Below are 21,453 nucleotides of genomic sequence, written 5' to 3' on the forward strand. Positions count from 1 at the left end.
CCGCGCCTCAGGGCGTGGAGGCTCGCTTGGCCGCGGTGCGGTTCTTGAGCCCGAGTTGTTGCTCGCGCCAGACAATGAAGATGCCGGCGCCGATGACGATTACCCCGCCGACGAGCATGTTGAGGGTCGGAACGTCGCCGAAGAGGAAGTATCCTGCCACGATGCCGACGATCATCGAGGAATATTCGAACGGCGCTACGGTGGATGCCTCGGCGTAACGATAGGTCTCGGTCATCAGGATCTGTGCGATGCCGCCGAGGATTCCCGCCGACACAAGACATGCCACTTGTTCAAAAGACATCGGCGCCCAGCCGAAGGGGATCGTCAAAAGGCCTGCGACGCTGGAAGTGATCGAGAAATAGAAGACGATGGTCGAGCTGCGTTCGGAATGAACCAGGCTGCGCACGAGAAGGACCGCCCATGCGGTGAGCGCAGTGGCCGAAAGCGCTGCCACAGTGCCGAGCGCTTCGCCGCTTTCCATGGTGCCGCTGGTGAACAGCGTCAGGTTCGGCCAGGAAATGATCAGGACACCGAACAGGCCGATGCCCACCGCCGACCAACGGTAGATCCGAACGACCTCGCCCATGAAGACGGCACTGAACACCACGATCAGGAGCGGCTGGGCATAGCTCAGCGTGATTGCCTCCGGCAGCGGCAGACGCAGAAGTGCAAAGAAGCTCAGCATCATGCTGGAGACGCCGACGACACCTCGTATCACATGGCTGAGCGGACGCTCCGTTTTAAACGCGTAGCGAAGCTCGCCGGCCCACCACAGAAACACCAGCACCGGCAGCGTGGCAAAGAAGGAGCGAAAGAACACCACCTGCCCGACCGGAATATCGCCCGCCGCCTTGATCAGAGACGCCATGCCGACAAAAAACAGAACCGAGGCCAGTTTAAAGCATATTCCGATAAGAGGCTGCTCAAGCTGCGGGGCCTTGATATGTTTCACTATCCCGTTGCCGTCCTGATGGCATTCCAGACACGCGCAGGCGTTGCAGGCATCTCGATATGATCGATTCCGTAGCTTCGATAGAGAGCGTCGGTGATGGCGTTCATCACAGCCGGCGTGGAACCAATCGTGCCGGCCTCCCCCGCTCCCTTTATGCCCAGCGCGTTCGTGGTGGAAGGCACATTACGCGTCTCGAAGTGAAAAAACGGGAACAGGTCAGCCCTCGGCATGGCGTAGTCCATGAAGGAGGCGGTCAGCAATTGCCCGTCCTCGCCATAGACAGTGTCCTCCGACAGCGCCTGTCCGGCGCCCTGGACCACACCGCCATGAACCTGGCCGGCAAGCAGGATCGGGTTCACCGTCGCGCCGAAGTCGTCGACGATGGTGTAGCGCTCAATGCTGGTCGCCCCGGTGGCGGGATCGATCTCGACCTCGCAGATATGCGTGCCGTTGGGATAGGTCGCTTCCTCCTGCACGAACTCGCCCACCGCCGAAAGGTCCTCGGCGTTCTTGGCGGCGCGGGCGATGGCAGCGAAATCCATGGCGCGGTCAGTGCCAACGATCCTGGCCTCGCCGTCGACCAGTTCGATGTCGGCCGCTGACGCTTCGAGTTCGTCGGCTGCGATCCGTTTGAGCTTTTCCCCAAGCGCCTCGCTCGCCCTCGAGGCGGACACGCCGCCAAGCGGGATGGAACGCGAGCCGCCGGTGCCGCCGCCGCTCGCAAGCTCATCGGTATCACCCTGGTGGACGTTGATCTGCGACAGGTCGAGGCCGAGTTTTTCGGAAACGAACTGCGCATAGGCGGTGGCATGGCCCTGACCGTTCGACTGGGTGCCGATGAACAGCGTCACGGTGCCGTCTTCGTTGAGCTTCGCATGGGCCGGCTCCGATCCGGCAAAGGCACAGGCTTCGACATAGGTCGCCATGCCAATGCCGCGCACCTTGCCGGCGTTGCGGGAGGCCTCCAGCCGTTCGTCGAAGCTTTCCCACCCCGCCCGCTCCATGGCCAGGGTCATATGGCCATCGAACTCGCCGACATCGTAAAGCCGGCCGGTGGCGGTGCGGTAGGGAAACTGGTCCGGCGGGATGAAATTGCGGCGGCGGATCTCATCCGGCGGCATGCCGAGCTTTCGCGCGCAGGCATCGACCAGCTTTTCAAGCAGGAAGGCTGCTTCGGGACGCCCGGCACCGCGATAGGCATCGACCGGGCAGGTGTTGGTATAGACGCCGGTGATCGAGACATCGAGATCGGGAATGTCGTAGACCCCGGTGGACATGGACGCCCCGATATAGGGAATGAAGGGGCCGTATTGGGAGTTGTAGGCGCCCATATTGGCCAGCATCCGCACACGAAGAGCCAGGAACCGTCCCTCCGCGTTCAACGCCATTTCCGCCTTGACGACATTGTCGCGGCCCTGGGCATCCGTCAGGAAATGCTCCGTGCGGTCGCCCGTCCATTTCACCGGCTGCCCCAGCCGTCTGGCTGCTTCGAGAACCAGCGCATATTCGCGATAGACGAACGACTTCGGGCCAAATCCCCCACCCACGTCGGGTGTGATGACGCGAAGCTTGTCCTTCGCGATGCCGAAGACCTGCTTGGTCAGAATCTTCTGCATGGAGTGAACGCCCTGCGAACCGGTGGTCAGGACGAATCGATCTTCGTCGGCCTTCCATTCGCCGATGGCCGCGCGCGGCTCCATGTAGTTGCACACCAGACGGTTGTTGAAGAACTCGATGCTCACCACCTGATCGGCTTCGAGGAAGGCCACCGTCGCCTGCTCGGCATCGCCGATCTGGTACTGGAACGCGCGGTTGCTGCCCAGATCGGGCCAGACAAGCGGCGTTTCGGGGTCGAGCGCGGACGCCGTGGCGGCAGCCGCCGGCTCGTCCTCATAGTTCACTTCGATCAGATCCGCGGCGTCATGCGCCAGTTCTCGGCTGTAGGCGACGATGAAGGCGACGGCATCGCCGACATAATGCACGCGATCTCGGCACAGAATGGGAATGTCGCGCGTCGGAGCCTCGGAGCTATCCGACTGCGCCAGTGTTACTTCGGTCTTCAGATCGCCGAGATTGGCTAGGTCTGCGCCGGTCAGTACGAGATGCACGCCTGGAGCTGACTTGGCCGCCTCCGTGTCGATGTTTGCAATCCGCGCATTGGCGACCGGTGAGCGCAGGACATAGCCGTGCAGTACGCCCTCGGGCGCTATATCGTCGGTGTAGCGACCTCCTCCGGTGATGAAGCTTTTGTCTTCGACCCGAAGCACGGAAGCGCCCATGCCGAACTTTGGAGTGGCTATCGTCACGGAATCCTCCCGGTGACCTTGCGTGGACCGCTATGAAATACGGGCACAGCACGTTTTGTCGAGCCCCGCTTTGGTGCTAAAGCTGGCCACGGACGAAATTCAGCATGCTCCAGAGACGGGAATATCCATCATAATGCGCACAGACACCGGCCAGACCTTCCGGCTGGAAGACTATCGCCCCAGCGACTACCTGATTCCCGAGACGAAGCTGGATTTCACTCTGTCGGAACACGCGACGCGTGTCGTTGCGGAACTGACCGTCTCCCGGCGCGAAGGTGTTTCCCCTACCGCGCCCTTGGTGCTGGACGGCGATGGGCTCGTGCTGAAACGGCTGGAGATCGACGGCAAACCCGTCTCCGCCGACAGCTACCACGCAACGCCCGATTCGCTTACCCTTCGCGCGATACCTGCGGCAGATCGGTTCGTTCTCACCATCGAGACCGAGCTTGCGCCGGCCAGCAACGCCGCGCTGATGGGACTGTACCGTTCCAACGGCGTCTATTGCACACAGTGCGAGGCGGAGGGCTTTCGCCGAATCACCTATTTTCTCGACCGTCCCGACGTGCTTTCGGTCTACACCGTGCGCATCGAGGCGGATCAGGCAGAAGCGCCGCTGCTTCTGTCCAACGGCAATCCGGTTGATAGCGGCTCGTTGGAAAAGGGCAGGCATTTCGCCGTCTGGCACGATCCGTTTCCTAAGCCTTCCTACCTCTTCGCCCTGGTCGCCGGCGATCTTGGCTGCGTCAAGGACAGCTACACCACCACCTCCGGACGCTCCGTCGAACTCGGCATCTATATCGAACATGGCAAGGAGAACCAGGCTGGCTATGCGATGGACGCGCTGCGCCGTTCGATGCGCTGGGACGAAGAGGTATTCGGGCGTGAATACGATCTCGACGTGTTCAACCTCGTCGCCGTGTCTGATTTCAACATGGGCGCGATGGAGAACAAGGGCCTCAACATCTTCAACGACAAATATGTCTTGGCTGCCGAGGAGACCGCGACGGACGCGGATTTCGCCAATATCGAGGCTATCGTCGCGCATGAGTATTTCCACAATTGGACAGGCAACAGAATCACTTGCCGCGACTGGTTCCAGCTCTGCCTCAAGGAAGGGCTGACGGTTTTCCGAGACCACGAATTCTCCGCCGACCAGCGCTCGCGCGCCGTCAAGCGCATTGCCGAGGTGCGGACGTTGCGCGCCCACCAGTTTCCGGAAGATCAGGGCCCGCTTGCCCATCCGGTCCGGCCGCGCCGCTATCGCGAGATCAACAACTTCTACACCGCAACCGTCTATGAAAAGGGTTCGGAAGTGGTGCGGATGATCCGCACCATCCTCGGCGCCGAGCTGTTCCGAAAAGGCATGGACCTTTATTTCGAGCGCCACGATGGCGATGCGGCGACCATCGAGGACTTCCTGACAGTATTCGAGGATGTCTCCGGGCGGGATCTGTCGCAATTCGCGCTCTGGTATCACCAAGCGGGCACGCCCAATCTGAGCGTCAGCGCCTCGCACAATCCCTCGACCGCGGAGCTGACGGTCGAAATCGAGCAGTCGGTGCCGCCGACGCCTTCGGAAAGCCGCAAGCGGCTGATGCATATCCCGCTCGCCTTCGGCCTTGTCGGCCACGACGGAAAAGACATCGCCTATGCGAGCGTCGAGGGCGCCACAGTCGAAAACGGCGTGCTGCACGTCCGCAAGCGCAGTCATACGGTGCGCTTCACGGGCGTCGAGGAAAGGCCGGTTCTGTCGTTGAACCGTGGCTTCTCCGCCCCGGTCAGTCTGTCGGTCGAGCACAAGCCCGAGGATCTGTTCTTCCTGGCTTCGCACGACAGCGACGAGTTCTCGCGCTGGCAGGCCTTCAACACGCTGCTGACGAACGCCGTCATCGCCGCGTATCGCAATACGCTCGGCGACAAGCCGCTGCATTTCGAGGAGGGGCTGCTGGAGCTGGCCGGACGCATCGCCCAGGACGAGCGGCTTGAACATGCCTTCCGCGCCTTGGCGCTGACACTGCCGGCGGAATCGGACGTTGCCCGCGACATCAGCCATAACATCGATCCCGATGCCGTCCATGCCGGCCGGGATGCTCTTGCGCTGCGCATTGCGGAAGCAAACAGCGGAGTCTTTTCAAAGCTCTACGACGACTTGCGCATGTCGGATGCCTTCACCCCCGATGCCGCAAGTGCGGGGCGCAGGGCGCTCCGCAACACGCTGCTCGACTTCCTCTCATTGCTGCCGGGCGGCGCGGTCAAGGCGCTGGACCATTTCCAGGCCGCCACCAACATGACCGACCGGGCAGCGGCCCTCGCCGTTCTCGTCCACCGCCATGGCGGCAGCGAACAAGCCCGCGAGGCGCTGGCGGCGTTCGAAGCGCGGCATGGCGCCGACCCGCTGGTCATGGACAAGTGGTTCATGATCCAGGCGACCGCCCCCGGAACTGGCACGCTGGATGCCGTTCGCGGCCTGATGAAACACGCAGCCTTCTCCATCGGCAATCCCAACCGCGTGCGCTCGCTCATCGGCAGCTTTGCCAGCGCCAACCAGACCGGTTTCCACCGTGCGGATGGAACAGGCTACGCCTTCTTCGTCGAAACCGTGCTGGAGGTGGAGAAGCGGAACCCGCAGGTGGCGGCACGGCTGGCGACGGCGATGCGGTCTTGGCGTTCGCTGGAGCTGACACGACAGGAATTGGCGCGGCAGGCCCTGCTCGCGATCCAATCCCAGGACGGCCTGTCGGCTGACTTGCGGGACATAATCGAGCGCACGCTGGCCTGAGTCTCTCTGCGGCGCTTCGACTCACGACGGGCCGATTTCGGCTCATTTGCCGAAAGACACTGGACAAGGCGAATCACATTTGATTCTTTGTTAACGAATCGGAAGTTCGGCGTTCCCGGTTCGTTAAAGCAAACTGTCGTTGAGGGAGCCACACGATGGCACAGGCGGACGCGTGGGACGCGCCCGGGGGAACGTCTGCTGCCCGCAGGAAGCGGGAGAAGAATGGCGGACTTTCCGGCAGCGCCCGCCTCATCGCGGAGCCGGCCTATCGTAAGCTTCTCGCCGCCGAGCCGCTTCTGCGCCGCTCCATCCCTTCGCTCATCATCTTCTTCCTCATTGCGGTTGCGATCGTCGGCTCGATGTCGCTGATGGCTTGGCGCGAAGAGGTCGAACGCAATGCCAAGGCCATCCTCGCTCTGTCCTCGGGCGAACTGGCTAACGGGCTGTCGGCCATCGCCAACAGCGGCACGGACCCCTTCGCCGCCAGCACCGACATGCTGGAACGCATCAGCCAGCATGGTGTGCTCAACCGCAGCCAGGTGCTCGCGGTCACCGATGCCAATTTCAAGATCATCGCCGCGAGCCCCCACTCCGCCGGCTGGGAAGGCCGCATGCTGGATGCGATGATGATCGGCGGACAACCGCTGCTCATGTTCGGCGAACGCGCCGGCGTCATGCCGGTGACCATTGACGGCCGGTCATGGTTCGCCTCCGTCGCCGTTACGGCCGACCGTAAGATCGCTGCGCTGGCGATGATCCCGAAAGACGCCGTCTTCGCCGAATGGCGCAAGACCGTTTCGCTGAATGCCACGCTGTTCATGATGACGGCAGGCATCCTGATCGTCATCCTCTACGCCTATTTCACGCAAGCCGCGCGCGCGCAGGCCGCCGACAACATCTACCTCGAAGCCCATCAGCGCATCGACATGGCGCTGGTGCGCGGCAAATGCGGGTTGTGGGACTGGGACATGGTGCGCGGCCGCATGTATTGGTCGCGCTCGATGTACGAATTGCTCGGCTATGAAGCCTGCGACAACATGCTGTCCTTCGGCGAGGTCGAGCGCATCATCCATCCCGACGACGGCAATCTCTTCGCCCTGGCGAGCCGCGTCGTGGCCCGGGAGGTCGACCATATCGATCAGGTCTTCCGCATGCGCCACGCCGACGGGCGGTGGGTCTGGATGCGCGCACGGGCACAGGTGGTCGATCCCGACGCAGCCGACATCCAGATGATCGGCATCGCCGTCGACGTGACGGAGCAGCGGCATCTGGCGCTGCGTTCGGAAGCCGCCGATCTCAGGCTGCGCACGGCCATCGAAAACATCACCGAGTCCTTTGTCCTGTGGGACGCGTCCGACCGGCTGATCATGTGCAACACCAAGTTCCAGCAGGACAACGGCCTGTCGGACTCCGATGTGATGCCGGGCATGCCCAAGACGATCATCGAGCAGCGCATGACCGCCTATGCCTCGGAGCGCCGCATCGCCAGCGCCAACGGGCCGCTCAACGGCGCAAGCTACGAGCGTCAGCTCGCCGACGGGCGTTGGCTGCAGGTCAACGAGCTGAAAACACGCGACGGCAGCACCGCATCCGTGGGTTCCGACATCACCCAGATCAAGCTGCAGCAGGAAAAGCTGCTGGAGAGCGAACGCCGGCAGATGGCGACCATTCAGGATCTCAGCCTTGCCCGCCGCGCTGAGGAAGAACGGTCGCGCGAACTGGTCGAGCTCAACCGCAAATATATGCGCGAGACTGAACGGGCCGAAGCCGCCAACCGCGCCAAGTCGGAATTTCTCGCCAACATGTCGCACGAGTTGCGCACGCCGCTGAATGCGATCATCGGCTTCTCGGAGCTGATGGAAACGCAGCTGTTCGGGCCGATGGGCTCGGCGCGCTACGAGGAATATGCCCGCGATATCAACAGCTCGGGCCATTATCTGCTTGGCGTCATCAACGACATTCTCGACATGTCCAAGATCGAAGCCGGACAATTTTCGGTCGAGCGGGAGGAAATCGACCTTTGCCCCCTCATCCGCGAAACCGTGCGGGTCGTGGCGCTGCAGGCGGGCGAAAAGAACATCAAGGTGGAGACGCAGATCGCCGACTCCATGTCGCTTTATGCGGACCGCCGCGCCATCAAGCAGATCATGCTCAACCTTCTGTCCAACGCGGTGAAGTTCACCGGCGATGGCGGCACGATCACGGTGCGCGCGCGCAATGCGTCGGGAGCGATGACCCTGAGCATAGAGGACACCGGCTGCGGCATCCCCAAGCATGCGCTGACCAAGCTGGGGCGGCCTTTCGAGCAGGTGCAGAACCAGTTCTCGAAAAACCACACCGGCTCCGGTCTGGGCCTGGCCATTTCCCGCTCGCTCGCCGAAATGCATGGCGGGGCGATGAAGATCAGGTCGACCGAAGGCGTGGGCACGATCGTCTCGGTGCGCATCCCGGTCCGCAAGGTCGCGAAGATCTATCGCAAGGCGGCGTGATCACCGGGCGGCTGAGGAAGGGCTTTCCTATTTCTCGTCGAACCAGGCTTTCCACTCGGGCACAGCCGTTGCGAAGGTTCCGCGGTGGGTGGTCTGGCCAGTGGAGACGGCTTCCACAGTGGGATTGCCCGCGCCCATCGCCTGCTGATAGCTCATCGCGATCTTGCCCACACCTACGGTGATCGCCTCGTCGGCCTCACCGTAGTAGTTGCGGACCGGCGATTTCACCACCCAACGATAGGCCGTGTTGGTCAGCATCAACCGTCCGTAAGCCGATGCGGCGAAGAACTGCGTATCGAAATACTCAGCCCGGACCAGCTTGTGCAGATCGGAGGGAATGGTGGCCGCATCGAAGGGCTCGCGCACATAAGCCTTGCGAGCCACTTCATAGACATCGTCGTTGAGCACTGACCGCGCCAGACCCGGCAGTCCATAATAGTTCTCGAAGGAAAAAGCGGTCAGAATGACGATGCTGTTCAACCACTCCGCGTCGTTCTTGCGCGGAAAATTGAAAAACCCGTTCATCAAAGCGAACAGATCGAGCGGCGCGGATGCCGTCGCCGCCGCGTTGACCTTCACGCCGGCGCTTTCGAGCTTTTCGAGGCACGCCATGGTGACATAGCCGCCCTGCGACCATCCGGCGAGGAACAGCCGGTCGCTGGAGATCTTCATCTGCTCCAGGACGCTGTTCGTCGAGGTGATCATGTCGACGCAGGCTTGCTGATGGCTGCCTTTAACCAGATAGCCTTCCGGCTCGGTGGAGATGCCCATGCCGAAATAGTCGGCCCCTATGACCATATAACCCTGGCCGGCGAACTGCGCGATCATTGCCTGGGTTTCGGGCGACTGGTCGGCGAAGGAGGGAACCTCCTGACGACCGTAGACCGTTCCGTGCTGGTAGGAAACGATGGGGAAGGACTTGCCGTCCGTATCCGGAATGGCAAGCAGACCCGACGCCACGATCGGCTTGTTCCCTTTTTCCGGAACAACCGAATTATACGTCACCCTGTAGAGCTTAACCGCGTTGCGAGCTGGAGTGTATTTGACGTCGAAACCCGAAAATTTCGGCATTTCGGCCGTTAGAATCTGGTTGAGTCGGTCGACATCCCAACGCGCGAGAAATTCATATGTGATGCCCGACGATACCTGCACTGGATTGCTCTCCTCCGCCATCGCCGCAGGGAGCGCCCCGTAAAGTACGCCGCAACATAAAGCAACGGTACGAACGATATTCGACATCACGCAAACCTCTACCCAAAGAGACAGCAAAGCGGATCGTCATGATCGCTTTCGCATCTCGTCCGGAAGTCTATATCGGACAGGTAAAAAACTCGTGATAGCCGGCGCCTTGCAACGCCGTCACCGGCGCTGGATGGTCGCCCCGGTCGCAAGCCGAAAGACTAGGACCCGGGGCGTTTATAACTACGATCTGATGTTAGCGCTGTTTCCGCCACTCTGGACGCGGAAAGCGTTCGCGTGAGGGTCAGCCCTTTTTCCGCGCAGGCATCTCGTCGGCGACGATCTTGCCGTCGCTGTTCTTGTCGAGCCGGGCAAAGATCGCCTTCTGCTGCGTCTCGATTTCGTCCTTGGTCAAGCTGCCGTCCTTGTTGGCGTCGAACCGCGCCATCATCCGATCGGCTATGCGTTGGGCGCGGCCTCTGTGGATCGTTTCGACCAGTTCTGCGACCGTGACCTTGCCATCATTGTTCGCATCTGCCTTCGTCCAGCGCTTGTTCATGGCAGCGGCGAATTCGTCGAAGGTGATGTCGCCGCTGGCATTGGCATCGACGCGCACGAAGCGGTTCTTGCCTGCGGCTTGGGTCGTCTGCGCTTGAGGCGCGGCATTGGCCACCGCGCCGGACAGCGCCAGAAATGCCAGAGCGATACTTGTCTTCTTCATGGTCTTCTCCTGTTGCACCGTTACCCCCGATGCTTTGGAGCGCAGCCGGCCGTCCCATCGGCCTATCTGCGCTTCGGTCGAAGCAGTGTGTCGAACGTCTTGCGGACGTCCTTGGCCGTCTCCTGCACATGGGCCTCCAGAACCCCGAAGTCGGGAAGGTCGGTGGCTGCCAGAAGCAGATCCGCCAGTCCCGGAGGAAGATCCTCCCTTTCGAAGGCGCCGGTAAGGCAAAGACGCATCATCTGCGTCAATGCCGAATAAAGCGCGTATGCGTCTTGCAGGGCTTGCCTAATTCCAGCGTCTGCGAAATCCGGTTTCAGCCGAGCCAGCACATCCGCTGTGGATGTTGAACGCGGCCCGGCTTCCAATCCGTCGCCGAGGACCGCAACCTGGGCGATAAATTCGAGATCGATGAGACCGCCGCGCATGAGCTTGATGTCCCACGCGTCGCGCGGCGGCTTTTCCGCATCGATCAGCGCACGCATGTCGTGCGCTTCCTTGGCCAGTTTGACCGCATTGCGCGGCAGAGCGATGATTTCGGCGACTTCCGCTTCCACGATGTCGCGCAGATCCTTGTCGCCCGCCACCGTCCGCGCGCGCGTCAAAGCCATGTGCTCCCAGGTCCAGGCATCCTCGCGCTGATATTTGCGGAAGGCCTCGAAATGCGTCGCCACCGGCCCCTTGTTGCCGGAAGGCCTGAGCCGCAGATCGAGTTCATACAGCACGCCCTCGGCGGTGGGCGCGGAGACGGCGGCGATGAGCCGCTGGGTCATGCGGATATAGTATTGCGATGGCGCCAGCGCCTTCTCGCCATCGGATTCCTCCGCATCGGCATCATGGTCGTAGAGCAGGATCAGGTCGATGTCGGAACCGGCCGTCAGTTCGCGGCTGCCGAGCTTGCCCATGCCCAGAATGGCAACACGCCCGCCCTTGATCCGGCCATGGCGCTCGGCGAACTCCGTCAGAACCGCATCGAGTGCTGCTCCCACCGTCAGATCGGCCAGGTCGGAAAAGGCCTTGCCTGCCCGCGCCGCGTCGATCGCGCCGGCAAGCAGCCGGACGCCGATGAGAAATTTCTGCTCGGCAGCGAAGATGCGCAGCCGGTCGAGGATTTCTTCGTAAAGCTTGCTGTTTTCCAGAAAGGCCGCCAGCCGACCCGCCAGATAGGCCCTGTCCGGAAGTTCGGACAACAGTGCTGGGTCAAGCAGCCCGTCGAAGACATGCGGCCGGCGCGTGATGACTGCCGAAAGGCGCGGCGCCGCGCCCATGATGGTGGCCAGCAGCTTCAGCAGTGCCGGGTTGGACTGCAGCAGCGAGAACAGCTGGATGCCCGCCGGCAGGCCGGACAGAAACGCGTCGAAGCGGATGATCGCCTCGTCGGCCCGGCGCGTCGCGCCGAAAGCCTGCAGCAGCGCCGGCGTCAATTCGGTAAGCCGCTCGCGCGCTTCCGCCGACTGGGTGGCGCGGTAGCGACCGAAATGCCAACCCCGGATCACCCGACAGATATCGCTCGGCCGCTCGAAGCCCAGCCCCTGCAAGGTCTTCAGCGTGTCCGGATCATCCGTTTCGCCGGTGAAGACAAGGTTGCCGATGCCCGACGACAGTTCGGGCGCGGTTTCGAACAGGGCGGCATAGTGCCCCTCGACTTCCAGCAGCGATGTGCGAAACGCCGCCGAAAACATCTCGGCATTGTCGAAGCCGAGCATATGGGCAATGCGTTCGATGCCCGCGTCGTCTTCCGGCAGGGTGTGGGTCTGCTCGTCGGCCACCATTTGAACCGCATGTTCGACGCGGCGCAGGAACCAGTATTGGCGGGCGAGTGCGTCGCGCGCTTCCTCCCCGATCCAGCCGAGTGCTGCGAGCCGCCCAAGCATGGCAACCGTTTCGCGCCCGCGAAGCTCGGGAAAACGGCCGCCGGCAATAAGCTGCTGGGTCTGCACGAAAAACTCGATCTCGCGGATGCCGCCGCGCCCCAGCTTGACGTTGTGACCCTTCACCGCGACCTCGCCATGCCCCTTATGGGCATGGATCTGGCGCTTGATGGAATGCACATCGGCAATCGCCGCATAGTCCATATATTTGCGCCAGACATAGGGCAGCAGTTCCTTCAGGAATGCCTCACCCGCGGCGATGTCACCTGCCACCGGCCGCGCCTTGATCATCGCCGCGCGCTCCCAGTTCTGGCCGCGGCTTTCATAATAATTGAGCGCGGCCTGCACCGGGATGGCCAAAGGCGTCGAGCCCGGGTCGGGCCGCAGGCGCAGATCGGTGCGGAAGACGTAACCGTGCTCGGTCCTGTCCTGCAGGATGCGGGCGAGGCGTCGGGTCAGCCGCGCATACATATCCGTGGCCTCATAGGGATCGAGAACCGCCGATGCTTCCGGCTCGAAGAAAACGATGAGGTCGATGTCGGAGGAGAAATTGAGTTCGTGCGCACCCAGCTTTCCCATGCCGAGCAGAATCCAGCCAGATCCGGCCGAGGGATTGGCGGTGTCGGGCAGCTTCAGCTTGCCCTGCGCATGGGCATCGAGCAGCAGGAACTCGACCGCCGCCTTGATGCAGGCCTCGGCGAGCGCGCTGAGACGCCGAACCGACATTTCAGCCGTCGCCGTGCCGGCCAGATCGTCGAGCGCGATCAGGAAATGCGCCTCGGCTTTCAGCAGGCGCAGCTCCTTCATCATGGTGTTTTCCGTCGCGCTCTCGCGCTGCGGCGTGGCGGCGACAGCCTTCAGGATTTCCTCAAGCCTTTGTTCGACCGTGCTATCGAACAAGACGTCCAAAAACTCGGGCCGCCGCCGCGCGGCGTCATGCAGAAAGCTCGAAAGGTCAAAGACGGCTGCGAGGAAATCCTTCTCCGCTCCCCCGCCGGCAAGCAAGGCGGCAACCCGGTCGAGACCGGCTTCGGATGCAGTTTGCGCGAGGTCCTTGAGATTGCCGTCCGCCTCGGCCGCATCGAGCGGCTTGAGCGCAAGAACAGGCTGCAGCTTCCACCTGCTCGCCTTGCTTTTCCGTCCGGCCGACGCGTTCATTCAGACACCCTTCATCGCGGGCAAATTCATCAGCACCAGCAGTCCCGGATCGGCGGGCTTCAGCTCGATCCTGCCGCTGTGGAATTTCATGATCGCCGTCGCCAGGCTGAGCCCCAGGCCGGAGCCCGGCTGCGAGCGGCTCTGCTCAAGACGGACGAACCGTTCGGTGACCCTCGCCCGGTCGCTCTCGTCGGGAATGCCGACGCCGTTGTCGGCAACTTCGAGCGAAATCCGGTCGCCGTCGCGTCGAAGGCTGATGCGGGCTTTCGGCGCATCGACGCTGCCGGCGGAATATTTGATCGCATTGTCGACCACATTGGACAGCGCCTGCGCCAGCAATTCGCGATTGCCTTCGACATAAACGCCATCGGAAATCTGACTCTCCAGTTGCACGCCGCGCTCCTCCGCCACGGCATCATAGAGCTCGATGACATCGCGCACCACCGCCGTCAGGTCGACCTTTGCTAACGGCTCGGCGGAGTAACCCGCCTCCAGGCGTGAGATCATCAGAATGGCATTGAAGGTGCGGATGAGTTGGTCGGACTCGGCAATCGTGCCTTCCAGCGCCTCGCGATAGTCGACCGCTTCGGCGTCGGCCTTTGCAAGCGTCGCTTCGGCGCGGTTCCGCAGCCTGGTCAGCGGCGTCTTCAAATCATGCGCGATGTTGTCCGAAACCTGCTTGAGCCCTTCGTTCAGCTTGCCGATGCGCCCCAGCATGGTGTTGAGGTTTTCCGACAGGCGGTCGAACTCGTCACCGGCGCCGCTGACCGGCAACCGCCCCGCGAGATCGCCGTCCATGATGCGCTGCGAAGCCTCCGACACCTTGTCGATGCGCTTGAGCGCCCGGCGGCCGACGAAATACCAGATCAGCAAACCGCCGAACGCCATCATGCCGAGCGCCAGCATCAGGGATCGCTGGATGACGCTTCGGAAGCGCTCGGGCTCGCCCAGATCGCGGCCGACGAGCAGGATCATCCGGTTGGGCAGCCGGATGACCAGCGCGATGGCGGCATGGCGCTTTTCCGAAACGGCGGGCTGTGCCGCACCCTCTTCGCCGGAGCGTTCGGAACTGTCGCCGAACCGCTCATAGGAAAACGGCCGCGCCGTCCAGCCTTCCGTCTCGATCACGCCCGGCTCGATACTCGCGACATTGCCGGAAAGAATCCCGCCATTGGGGTCGGCCAGAAGATAGAGATTGGCGCCGGGTTGCCGCGCACGTTGGCTGACGAAGCGCACCAGAAGCGGAATGCCGCCGCGCTGATAAGCGCCGGCTAGCCCCTGAACCTCTTCGTTGACCGTCTCCTGCGTCTGGGCGATCAGCATGCGCTCGGAAAATCCGCTGATGTAGAACACCAGCGCCACAGCGCAGATCATGAACAGCACGAGATAGAGCGCCGACAGCCTCGCAGCCGTCGTCCTCATGATGGCGGGCAGCCGCAGCGCCATCAATTCGCCCTGAGCATGTACCCTGCGCCACGGATCGTGTGCAGTATCGGCTTGTCGAAGCCCTTTTCGATCTTGCCGCGAAGCCGCGAGACATGAACGTCGATGACATTGGTCTGCGGATCGAAGTGATAGTCCCAGACATTCTCGAGCAGCATGGTTCTGGTCACCACCTGGCCGGCATGCCGCATCAGATATTCGAGCAGGCGGAATTCTCGCGGCTGCAGGGTAATTTCGCGTCCGGCGCGTTTGACCGAGTGGGACAGCCGGTCGAGTTCGAGGTCGCCGGCGCGGTAGACCGTTTCGGCCTCACGCGCCGACCCGCGACGGTTCAACACCTCGACGCGGGCGAGAAGTTCGTTGAAGGCGTAGGGTTTGGTCAGATAATCGTCGCCGCCGGCCCTCAACCCGGTAACCCGGTCGTCGACCTCGCCAAGCGCTGAAAGGATCAGGACGGGCGTGGTGTTGCCGCGAGAGCGCAGGCCGGCGATGACGGACAGTCCATCGCGGCGGGGCAGCATGCGGTCGATGACCATCACGTCGTATTCGCCGCTGTCGGCGATGAGGAACCCGGTCTCGCCGTCGCCGGCGACGTGAACCGTATGCCCGGCTTCCCCGAACGCCCGTTCGAGATAGTCCGCCGCTTCGCGATCGTCTTCGATAACAAGAATCTTCATGCGACCGTTATAAGCGATTTTTTCAGAGGCAGCGGAATCCAAAAGCGTGGGCCGCTGGATATTTGCGGCAGCAGGCGATGGGAACCCGCTGCCGCGAAACCGGAATGAAAAAACTGACAAATCCATCCCGGTTTCAACCGTTCCGAAGGGGCCGCTCGGGGGTAGTGAGACGGCCCGGAGGAACAGTTCTCCTGTTAGCCCTGGTTCACCGGCAGCGCGACGAAGCGGTTGGTGTCGTCGCGAGAGATCTGGAACAGAACCGCCTTGCGGCCTGCCTTCTCGGCGCTGGACAGCGCGCTGCTGATGTCGGACGACCGCTTCACTTCCTGCGAGTTCACCGCGGTGATCACATCGCCGGCCTGGATGCCGCGCTCGGCGGCGGCGCTGTCGGGATCGACATCGGTGACGACAAGACCCTTGCCGTCATCCGAACGCGTGACCGTCAGGCCGAGATCGGCCAGGGAGGTCGCTTCCGAGGGGGCTGCGTCCTGGTTCGCGGCTGCCTTTTCGACGCCCGGCATCTCGCCGAGATCGACCTTGACCGACTTGGTCTCGCCGGAACGCTGGATGGTGACGTCGACGGCCTTGTTCGGACCGACTCCCGCTATCAGGCGAGCCAGTTCCTTAGGCGAAGCGACCTCCTTGCCATCGACGGCGGTGATGATGTCGCCTGCCGTCAGGCCGGCCTTCTCCGCGGGGCTGCCATCCTGAGCGCTGGAGACGAGCGCGCCCTTTTCGCTCTTCAGCCCGAGCGATTCGGCGATCTCGGCCGTCACCGGCTGGATCTGGACGCCCAGCCAACCGCGCTCGACATTGCCGGTGCTGATCAGTTGCTTGGCCACCTGGTTGACGGTCGAAGCCGGAATGGCGAAGGCGATGCCGACATTGCCGCCCGACGGCGAGAAGATCGCCGTGTTGACGCCGACGACCTGTCCGTTGAGGTCGAAGGCCGGACCGCCCGAATTGCCACGGTTCACAGCCGCGTCGATCTGCAGGAAGTCGTCATAGGGACCTGCGCCGATGTCGCGGCCACGGGCCGAGACGATACCGGCCGTCACCGTGCCGCCGAGCCCGAACGGGTTGCCGACGGCCACGACCCAGTCGCCGACGCGGACCTTCGCCTCATCGGCGAAGTCGACATAGGTGAACTTGCCGTCCGCATCGACCTTCAGCACGGCGAGATCGGTGCGCGGATCGGTGCCGATCAGCTTGGCGTCGAGTTCGCGGCCGTCATCGGTGACGACCGTGAAGGACGAGCCGCCGTCGACGACGTGGTTGTTGGTGACGAGATAGCCGTCTTCGGAGATGAAGAAGCCGGAACCCTGCGCCACCGGACGCGGCTCCTGGTTGCGGCGGCTCTGGCGGCGCGGGCCGTCCTGGTCAGGACCGCCGAATTCGCGGAAGAAGCGCTTCATCGGGTTGCTGTCGGGCAGATCTTCCCAGCCGCGCGGTCCGAACTGTGAACCGCCGCGGTTGGCGGCGGCCTCGATTTTTGCTTTGACCTGGACGCTGACGACGGCGGGCGAGACCTTTTCGACGACATCGGCGAAGCTTGGCGCCTGCGGGGCCTGGACGCGTACGGCATCGGCAAGCACGGGGCCGCTGACGGTTGCGAGCGCACCGACGCCAATGCTGCCGGCAATCGCTATGGAGGCAGCGGCGGCGAGGAGACGGGTCTTACGGGAAAGCGAAGTCTTGGACGTGCTCATGTCTTAAATTCCTCTGAACAAGAAGCGCTTGGTTCGCGCCCTTGGATGCAGAGATAGAAGACGTCACATTACCGGGCCATTTCCGGGGAATGAAACTTTCGTAATGTTGAACTCCGTCAGTCGTCTCGGCCGACAATCTTGTTCAGCGCCGCCTGCTCTTCGTCTGTCAACGCCTCCGGTTGCAACCCTGCTTTCCGCCGACGCAAGGCGGTCAGCATGAAAAACCCGCCGCCCAGCAGAAAGATAACCGGTGCCGCCCACAAAAGTCCGTTGCGCAGGTTGAAGCGCGGCTTGAGCAGAACGAACTCGCCGTAGCGCGAAACGATGTAATCCATCACCTGATCGTCCGTGTCGCCTGCGACCAGCCGCTCGCGGACGAGAACACGCAGGTCGCGCGCCAGTTCGGCATCGGATTCGTCGATAGACTGGTTCTGGCACACCATGCAGCGCAAGTGCTCGGACAGCGACCGCGCCCTCGCCTCCAGCGCCGGATTCGCCAGCACCTCGTCCGGCTTGACCGCGAAGACAGGTTGCGCCGTCAACGCCACGAGGCAGAGCGCCAGAAACAGATGGGCAAGCCTGCTCATGCCGCTGCGGCCGCCTTGCCGGGCTTGCGCCGCGCCGGTGCGCCGACGCGCAGGCGACGGTCCATCAGGGAGGCGGTGCCGCCCGCCATCATGACCAGGGCGCCAAGCCAGATCAGCGTCACCATCGGCTTGTACCAGATGCGGACCACGGCCGCGCCGGCGCCGGTCTCGTCCCCGAGCGAAATATAAAGTTGGCTGAACCACAGCGTCTTGATGCCGGCCTCCGTGGTCGGCATTTGCCGGACCGGATAGAAGCGTTTGGCGGAAACAATTTCGGCAACCGGCGCCGCCGCCTCGTTCAGGAGCGTGAAGATACCTTGGTCCTCGGTGAAGTTCGGACCGCGAAACGGCCGAAGACCCTCGAAGCGGATGGCGTTTCCGGCCACTTCGACAACCTGCTTGGGCTTCATCACCAGAATAGCCTCGGTCTGGAAGGACAGCGCGCCGACTAGCCCCAGCGTCGTGACGCCGAGGCCGAGATGCGCCAGGCTCGTGCCGAAGACCGAGCGCGGCAGGCCGCGCAACCGGCGCCACAAGACGTTGGCATCGACCGAACCCAGCCCTGCCTTCAAAGCCAGATCGGTCAGCGCGCCGATGATCAGCCACACGGCGAGCCCGATGCCGACCGCGGCCAGAACCGTTTCGCCGTCGACCACGATCATCGTGCAGATCATGGCGAAGAGAGCCGCCCCTGCGGCAGCCATCAGCCTTTGCCCAGCCGCCAGCGCATCGCCGCGTTTCCAGGCGAGAAGCGGCCCGAGAGGGACCACCAGCAGGAGCGGCAGCATCACAGCGCCGAAAGTCAGGTTGAAGAAGGGCGCGCCGACAGAAATCTTGTCGCCCGAAATCGCCTCTACCAGCAACGGATACAGCGTTCCGATCAGCACGGTCGCCGTCGCCGTGGTCAGGAACAGGTTGTTCAGCACCAGCGCGCCTTCGCGCGAGATCGGCTGGAAAATCCCGCCCTGCGTCAGGCTGGACGCGCGGAACGCAAACAGCGCCAGCGAACCGCCGATGAACAGCATCAGGATACAAAGGATGAAGATGCCGCGGCTCGGATCGGTGGCAAACGCATGGACGGATGTCAGCACGCCGGAGCGCACGAGGAAAGTGCCCAGCAGCGACAGCGAAAAGGTCATGATGGCCAGAAGCAGCGTCCAGATCTTCAGCGCCGAACGCTTTTCCATGACGATCGCGGAATGCAGAAGAGCCGTGCCCGCCAGCCATGGCATGAAGGAGGCGTTTTCGACAGGATCCCAGAACCAGAAGCCGCCCCAGCCGAGTTCGTAATAGGCCCAGTACGACCCCATGGCGATGCCGCCGGTCAGGAAGATCCAGGCGGCGAGCGTCCAGGGCCGCACCCAGCGCGCCCATGCGGCGTCGATGCGGCCTTCGATCAGCGCCGCCACCGCGAACGAAAAACTGATGGAGAAGCCGACATAGCCGAGATAGAGCAGCGGCGGATGGATCGCGAGACCGATATCCTGAAGGATCGGATTGAGATCCTGCCCTTCGAACGGTGCGGGCGAAAGCCGCAGGAAGGGGTTGGACGTCGCCAGGATGAAGAGCAGGAAGGCGGTGCCGATCCAGCCCTGCACGGCAAGCACATTAGCCCGCAGCGTGGGCGGAAGGTTGCCGCCGAAGGCTGCGACCAGCGCGCCGAAGAAGGTGAGGATCAGCACCCACAGCAGCATCGAACCTTCGTGGTTGCCCCACACGCCGGTGATCTTGAACAGCATCGGCTTGGCCGAGTGGGAGTTCTCCCAAACATTCGCCACCGAGAAATCGGATTGCGCATAGGCGACGGTCAGTGCGGCAAACGACAGCAATGTCAGGGCAAAGCCGGTGACGGCGGCGGTGCCGCCAATCTGCATCAGCCGCGTATCGCCGACGCGGGCGCCATAAAGCGGGACGACCGACTGAACGAGCGCCAGCGTCAGGGCAAGCACAAGGGCGAAGTGACCGGTCTCGACCATCGGTGTTCCTACTGCGTGCTTTCCTGCCAGACACCCTTTTCCTTGAGGCTGTCGGCCACTTCTCGCGGCATGTAATTCTCGTCGTGCTTGGCAAGCACGCTGTCGGCCTTGAAGGTGCCGTCCGCCTCGAAGCTGCCTTCGGTGATCACGCCCTGATCCTCGCGAAAAAGATCGGGCAGGATGCCGGTATAGCGAACCTTGACCGAGGACCCCGTGTCGGTGACGCTGAAGGCGACATCCGTCCCCTGTCCCCGCACGATGGTGCCTTTTTCGACCAGCCCGCCAAGCCGGATGCGCTGTCCAGGCTGAAGATTGGCGGTCTTCAGATCGTCAGGCATATAGAAATAGGAAGCCTTCTGCCCCAGCGCGTAAAAGGTCAGGCCAGTCGCAGCGCCCAGAAAGGCGAGAGCGCCGAAAATGATCGACAGGCGTTTTTGCTTGCGTGTCATGCGACCTTACTCCGTCGCAACGAGGTTGAGGGTGGAGGCGAAAGCCGCGACCTTGCGGCCGCCCTCGCTATCGGCCCCGAGTGCTGCGAGCGACCGCTTCAGCGCGTCGCGCGCCTCGTCCGGTTTGCCGAGCACCATGTAGGAGCGGATCAGCCGCATCCAACCATCCGGATCGGCGGCATCCCGTCGCAATTTCTGGTCGAGGCTGGCGACCATCTGCTCGATCATCGCCGTACGGTCCGCGCCGGACAGGTTTTCCGCTGCCTCGATATCGTCGTTCGAGGGTCCGGGGGCCGCGTTCTGCGGCGCGGACGCCGAGCGTTGCTGCGTTGCCGCGATGGCTTCCTGCGCAGCAGCCTGCCAGGGCGAATCCGCCGGCACAATCTGGCGCATCTGCTGCCAGGCTTCGACGGCCTCGGCATGCTTGCCTTCCTGCGCCAGCGCCATTGCCAGGTAATAACGCGCCTTGGGAAAGTCCTTCTCGATCAGCAACGCCCGTTCGAACGCGGCCTGCGCGTCGGCCGAGACCAGGCCGCCTCCCTCGTTGACGATGGCCTCGCCAAGGCCGGCCTCCCGTGCGGCAGTCGCGCCAGCAAGCCGGATCGTGTTGCGATAGGCGGTTACGGCGTCGCCGAAGCGTCCAATGCGCATATAGATCGGCGCCAGCACTTCCCAGCCGCGCGCATCGTCTGGGTTGGATGCAAGATGGGCTTCGGCGCGACCGACCAGTTCCTCGACCGAATTGTCGCGCGGCTCTTCGGCCAAACGCGCCGCGAGCGGCTGCGACGGCACCGAAGGCGACCCGATGCTGCCATAGACGCCCCAGCTGATGAGCGGCACGGCAAGCACAGCCAGGGCACCCAGCCACCGCGCCGGCTTCGAAACGGGAGCGCTCGCAGCCTTCCGCTGCTCGGCGTCTATCCGGATGATCCGCCGACCGATCTCCGCGCGGGCCTGCTCGGCTTCCTCGCGGGCGATCAGCTTGCGCGCGACGTCGCGATCGACCTCGGCCAGTTGGTCGCGATAGACTTCCATGTCATGGCTGCCCGTTTCCGTCTCGGCCTTGCGCGCCAGAGGCAGAAGGATCGCGAAGCTCGCGCCGAACGTCAGCAGGGCGGCAATGATCCAGAACAGCATGCGCATCTCTTAACGGCGAC

14 protein-coding genes are annotated in these 21,453 nt (G+C 63.0%); 2 read left to right on the top strand and 12 right to left on the bottom strand.

Annotation, left to right across the window (positions count from 1 at the left end; translation table 11 throughout):
• Window positions 1-7 precede the first annotated feature (7 nt).
• Together ICI42_RS14540 and ICI42_RS14545 are read right to left on the bottom strand one after the other, a co-directional pair.
• Window positions 8-952 (bottom strand): DMT family transporter, encoded by a 945-nt coding sequence (locus ICI42_RS14540; protein WP_330999179.1) that lies wholly within the window; start codon window positions 950-952, stop codon window positions 8-10.
• Window positions 952-3,258, bottom strand: a complete 2,307-nt coding sequence (locus ICI42_RS14545) for a xanthine dehydrogenase family protein molybdopterin-binding subunit (protein ID WP_188165304.1) — start codon at window positions 3,256-3,258, stop codon at window positions 952-954. The genes ICI42_RS14540 and ICI42_RS14545 overlap by 1 nt, the downstream gene beginning before the upstream one ends.
• 133 nt (window positions 3,259-3,391) lie before the next feature.
• On the opposite strand from ICI42_RS14545, the gene pepN reads away from it, so the two are divergent.
• Together pepN and ICI42_RS14555 are read left to right on the top strand one after the other, a co-directional pair.
• Window positions 3,392-6,037: an aminopeptidase N gene (pepN, locus tag ICI42_RS14550; RefSeq protein ID WP_188165305.1), complete on the top strand. Its 2,646-nt coding sequence runs from the start codon at window positions 3,392-3,394 to the stop codon at window positions 6,035-6,037.
• Window positions 6,038-6,192: 155 nt separating this feature from the next.
• Window positions 6,193-8,526 (top strand): PAS domain-containing sensor histidine kinase, encoded by a 2,334-nt coding sequence (locus ICI42_RS14555; RefSeq protein WP_188165306.1) that lies wholly within the window; start codon window positions 6,193-6,195, stop codon window positions 8,524-8,526.
• A 27-nt stretch (window positions 8,527-8,553) separates the two neighbouring features.
• On the opposite strand, the gene ICI42_RS14560 is transcribed toward ICI42_RS14555, so the two are convergent.
• The 10 genes from ICI42_RS14560 to ccmI all read right to left on the bottom strand — a co-directional run bounded on the left by ICI42_RS14560 (window position 8,554) and on the right by ccmI (window position 21,433).
• Window positions 8,554-9,765, bottom strand: a complete 1,212-nt coding sequence (locus ICI42_RS14560) for an alpha/beta hydrolase family protein (protein ID WP_188165307.1) — start codon at window positions 9,763-9,765, stop codon at window positions 8,554-8,556.
• 244 nt (window positions 9,766-10,009) lie between these two features.
• The gene (locus tag ICI42_RS14565; protein ID WP_188165308.1) at window positions 10,010-10,426 is read right to left on the bottom strand and encodes an EF-hand domain-containing protein; all 417 of its coding nucleotides are present in this window, start codon (window positions 10,424-10,426) and stop codon (window positions 10,010-10,012) included.
• A 62-nt stretch (window positions 10,427-10,488) separates the two neighbouring features.
• Complete coding sequence (locus ICI42_RS14570; protein WP_188165309.1) at window positions 10,489-13,455, bottom strand: bifunctional [glutamine synthetase] adenylyltransferase/[glutamine synthetase]-adenylyl-L-tyrosine phosphorylase; 2,967 nt, start codon at window positions 13,453-13,455, stop codon at window positions 10,489-10,491.
• Window positions 13,456-14,901 (bottom strand): sensor histidine kinase, encoded by a 1,446-nt coding sequence (locus ICI42_RS14575; protein WP_188165310.1) that lies wholly within the window; start codon window positions 14,899-14,901, stop codon window positions 13,456-13,458. It lies immediately after the preceding gene.
• On the bottom strand, window positions 14,901-15,575 hold the full coding sequence (locus tag ICI42_RS14580; protein ID WP_188165311.1) for a response regulator transcription factor: 675 nt from the start codon (window positions 15,573-15,575) through the stop codon (window positions 14,901-14,903). Before ICI42_RS14580 ends, ICI42_RS14575 begins: the two co-directional genes overlap by 1 nt.
• Before the next feature lie 194 nt (window positions 15,576-15,769).
• On the bottom strand, window positions 15,770-17,284 hold the full coding sequence (locus ICI42_RS14585) for a Do family serine endopeptidase (protein ID WP_188165312.1): 1,515 nt from the start codon (window positions 17,282-17,284) through the stop codon (window positions 15,770-15,772).
• Between the two features lie 116 nt (window positions 17,285-17,400).
• Entirely contained in the window at window positions 17,401-17,871 is a 471-nt protein-coding gene (locus ICI42_RS14590; RefSeq protein WP_188165313.1) for a cytochrome c-type biogenesis protein, read from the bottom strand.
• Entirely contained in the window at window positions 17,868-19,847 is a 1,980-nt protein-coding gene (locus ICI42_RS14595; RefSeq protein WP_188165314.1) for a heme lyase CcmF/NrfE family subunit, read from the bottom strand. The genes ICI42_RS14590 and ICI42_RS14595 overlap by 4 nt, the downstream gene beginning before the upstream one ends.
• Window positions 19,848-19,855: 8 nt before the next feature.
• Complete coding sequence (gene ccmE / locus ICI42_RS14600; protein WP_188165315.1) at window positions 19,856-20,296, bottom strand: cytochrome c maturation protein CcmE; 441 nt, start codon at window positions 20,294-20,296, stop codon at window positions 19,856-19,858.
• Window positions 20,297-20,302: 6 nt separating this feature from the next.
• Window positions 20,303-21,433, bottom strand: coding sequence for a c-type cytochrome biogenesis protein CcmI (gene ccmI, locus ICI42_RS14605; protein WP_188165316.1), 1,131 nt, complete (start codon window positions 21,431-21,433; stop codon window positions 20,303-20,305).
• Between the last annotated feature and the right edge of the window lie 20 nt (window positions 21,434-21,453).

This window comes from Oryzicola mucosus (assembly GCF_014534685.1).
Classification (GTDB): Bacteria; Pseudomonadota; Alphaproteobacteria; order Rhizobiales; family Rhizobiaceae; genus Oryzicola; species Oryzicola mucosus.

Bases quoted from the DNA above. Each gene is read 5' to 3' on its own strand.
- pepN (WP_188165305.1), top strand. From the start codon at position 3,392: ATGCGCACAGACACCGGCCAGACCTTCCGGCTGGAAGACTATCGCCCC.
- ICI42_RS14555 (WP_188165306.1), top strand. From the start codon at position 6,193: ATGGCACAGGCGGACGCGTGGGACGCGCCCGGGGGAACGTCTGCTGCC.
- ICI42_RS14560 (WP_188165307.1), bottom strand. From the start codon at position 9,765: ATGTCGAATATCGTTCGTACCGTTGCTTTATGTTGCGGCGTACTTTAC.
- ICI42_RS14565 (WP_188165308.1), bottom strand. From the start codon at position 10,426: ATGAAGAAGACAAGTATCGCTCTGGCATTTCTGGCGCTGTCCGGCGCG.
- ICI42_RS14570 (WP_188165309.1), bottom strand. From the start codon at position 13,455: ATGAACGCGTCGGCCGGACGGAAAAGCAAGGCGAGCAGGTGGAAGCTG.
- ICI42_RS14575 (WP_188165310.1), bottom strand. From the start codon at position 14,901: ATGGCGCTGCGGCTGCCCGCCATCATGAGGACGACGGCTGCGAGGCTG.
- ICI42_RS14580 (WP_188165311.1), bottom strand. From the start codon at position 15,575: ATGAAGATTCTTGTTATCGAAGACGATCGCGAAGCGGCGGACTATCTC.
- ICI42_RS14585 (WP_188165312.1), bottom strand. From the start codon at position 17,284: ATGAGCACGTCCAAGACTTCGCTTTCCCGTAAGACCCGTCTCCTCGCC.
- ICI42_RS14590 (WP_188165313.1), bottom strand. From the start codon at position 17,871: ATGAGCAGGCTTGCCCATCTGTTTCTGGCGCTCTGCCTCGTGGCGTTG.
- ICI42_RS14595 (WP_188165314.1), bottom strand. From the start codon at position 19,847: ATGGTCGAGACCGGTCACTTCGCCCTTGTGCTTGCCCTGACGCTGGCG.
- ccmE (WP_188165315.1), bottom strand. From the start codon at position 20,296: ATGACACGCAAGCAAAAACGCCTGTCGATCATTTTCGGCGCTCTCGCC.
- ccmI (WP_188165316.1), bottom strand. From the start codon at position 21,433: ATGCTGTTCTGGATCATTGCCGCCCTGCTGACGTTCGGCGCGAGCTTC.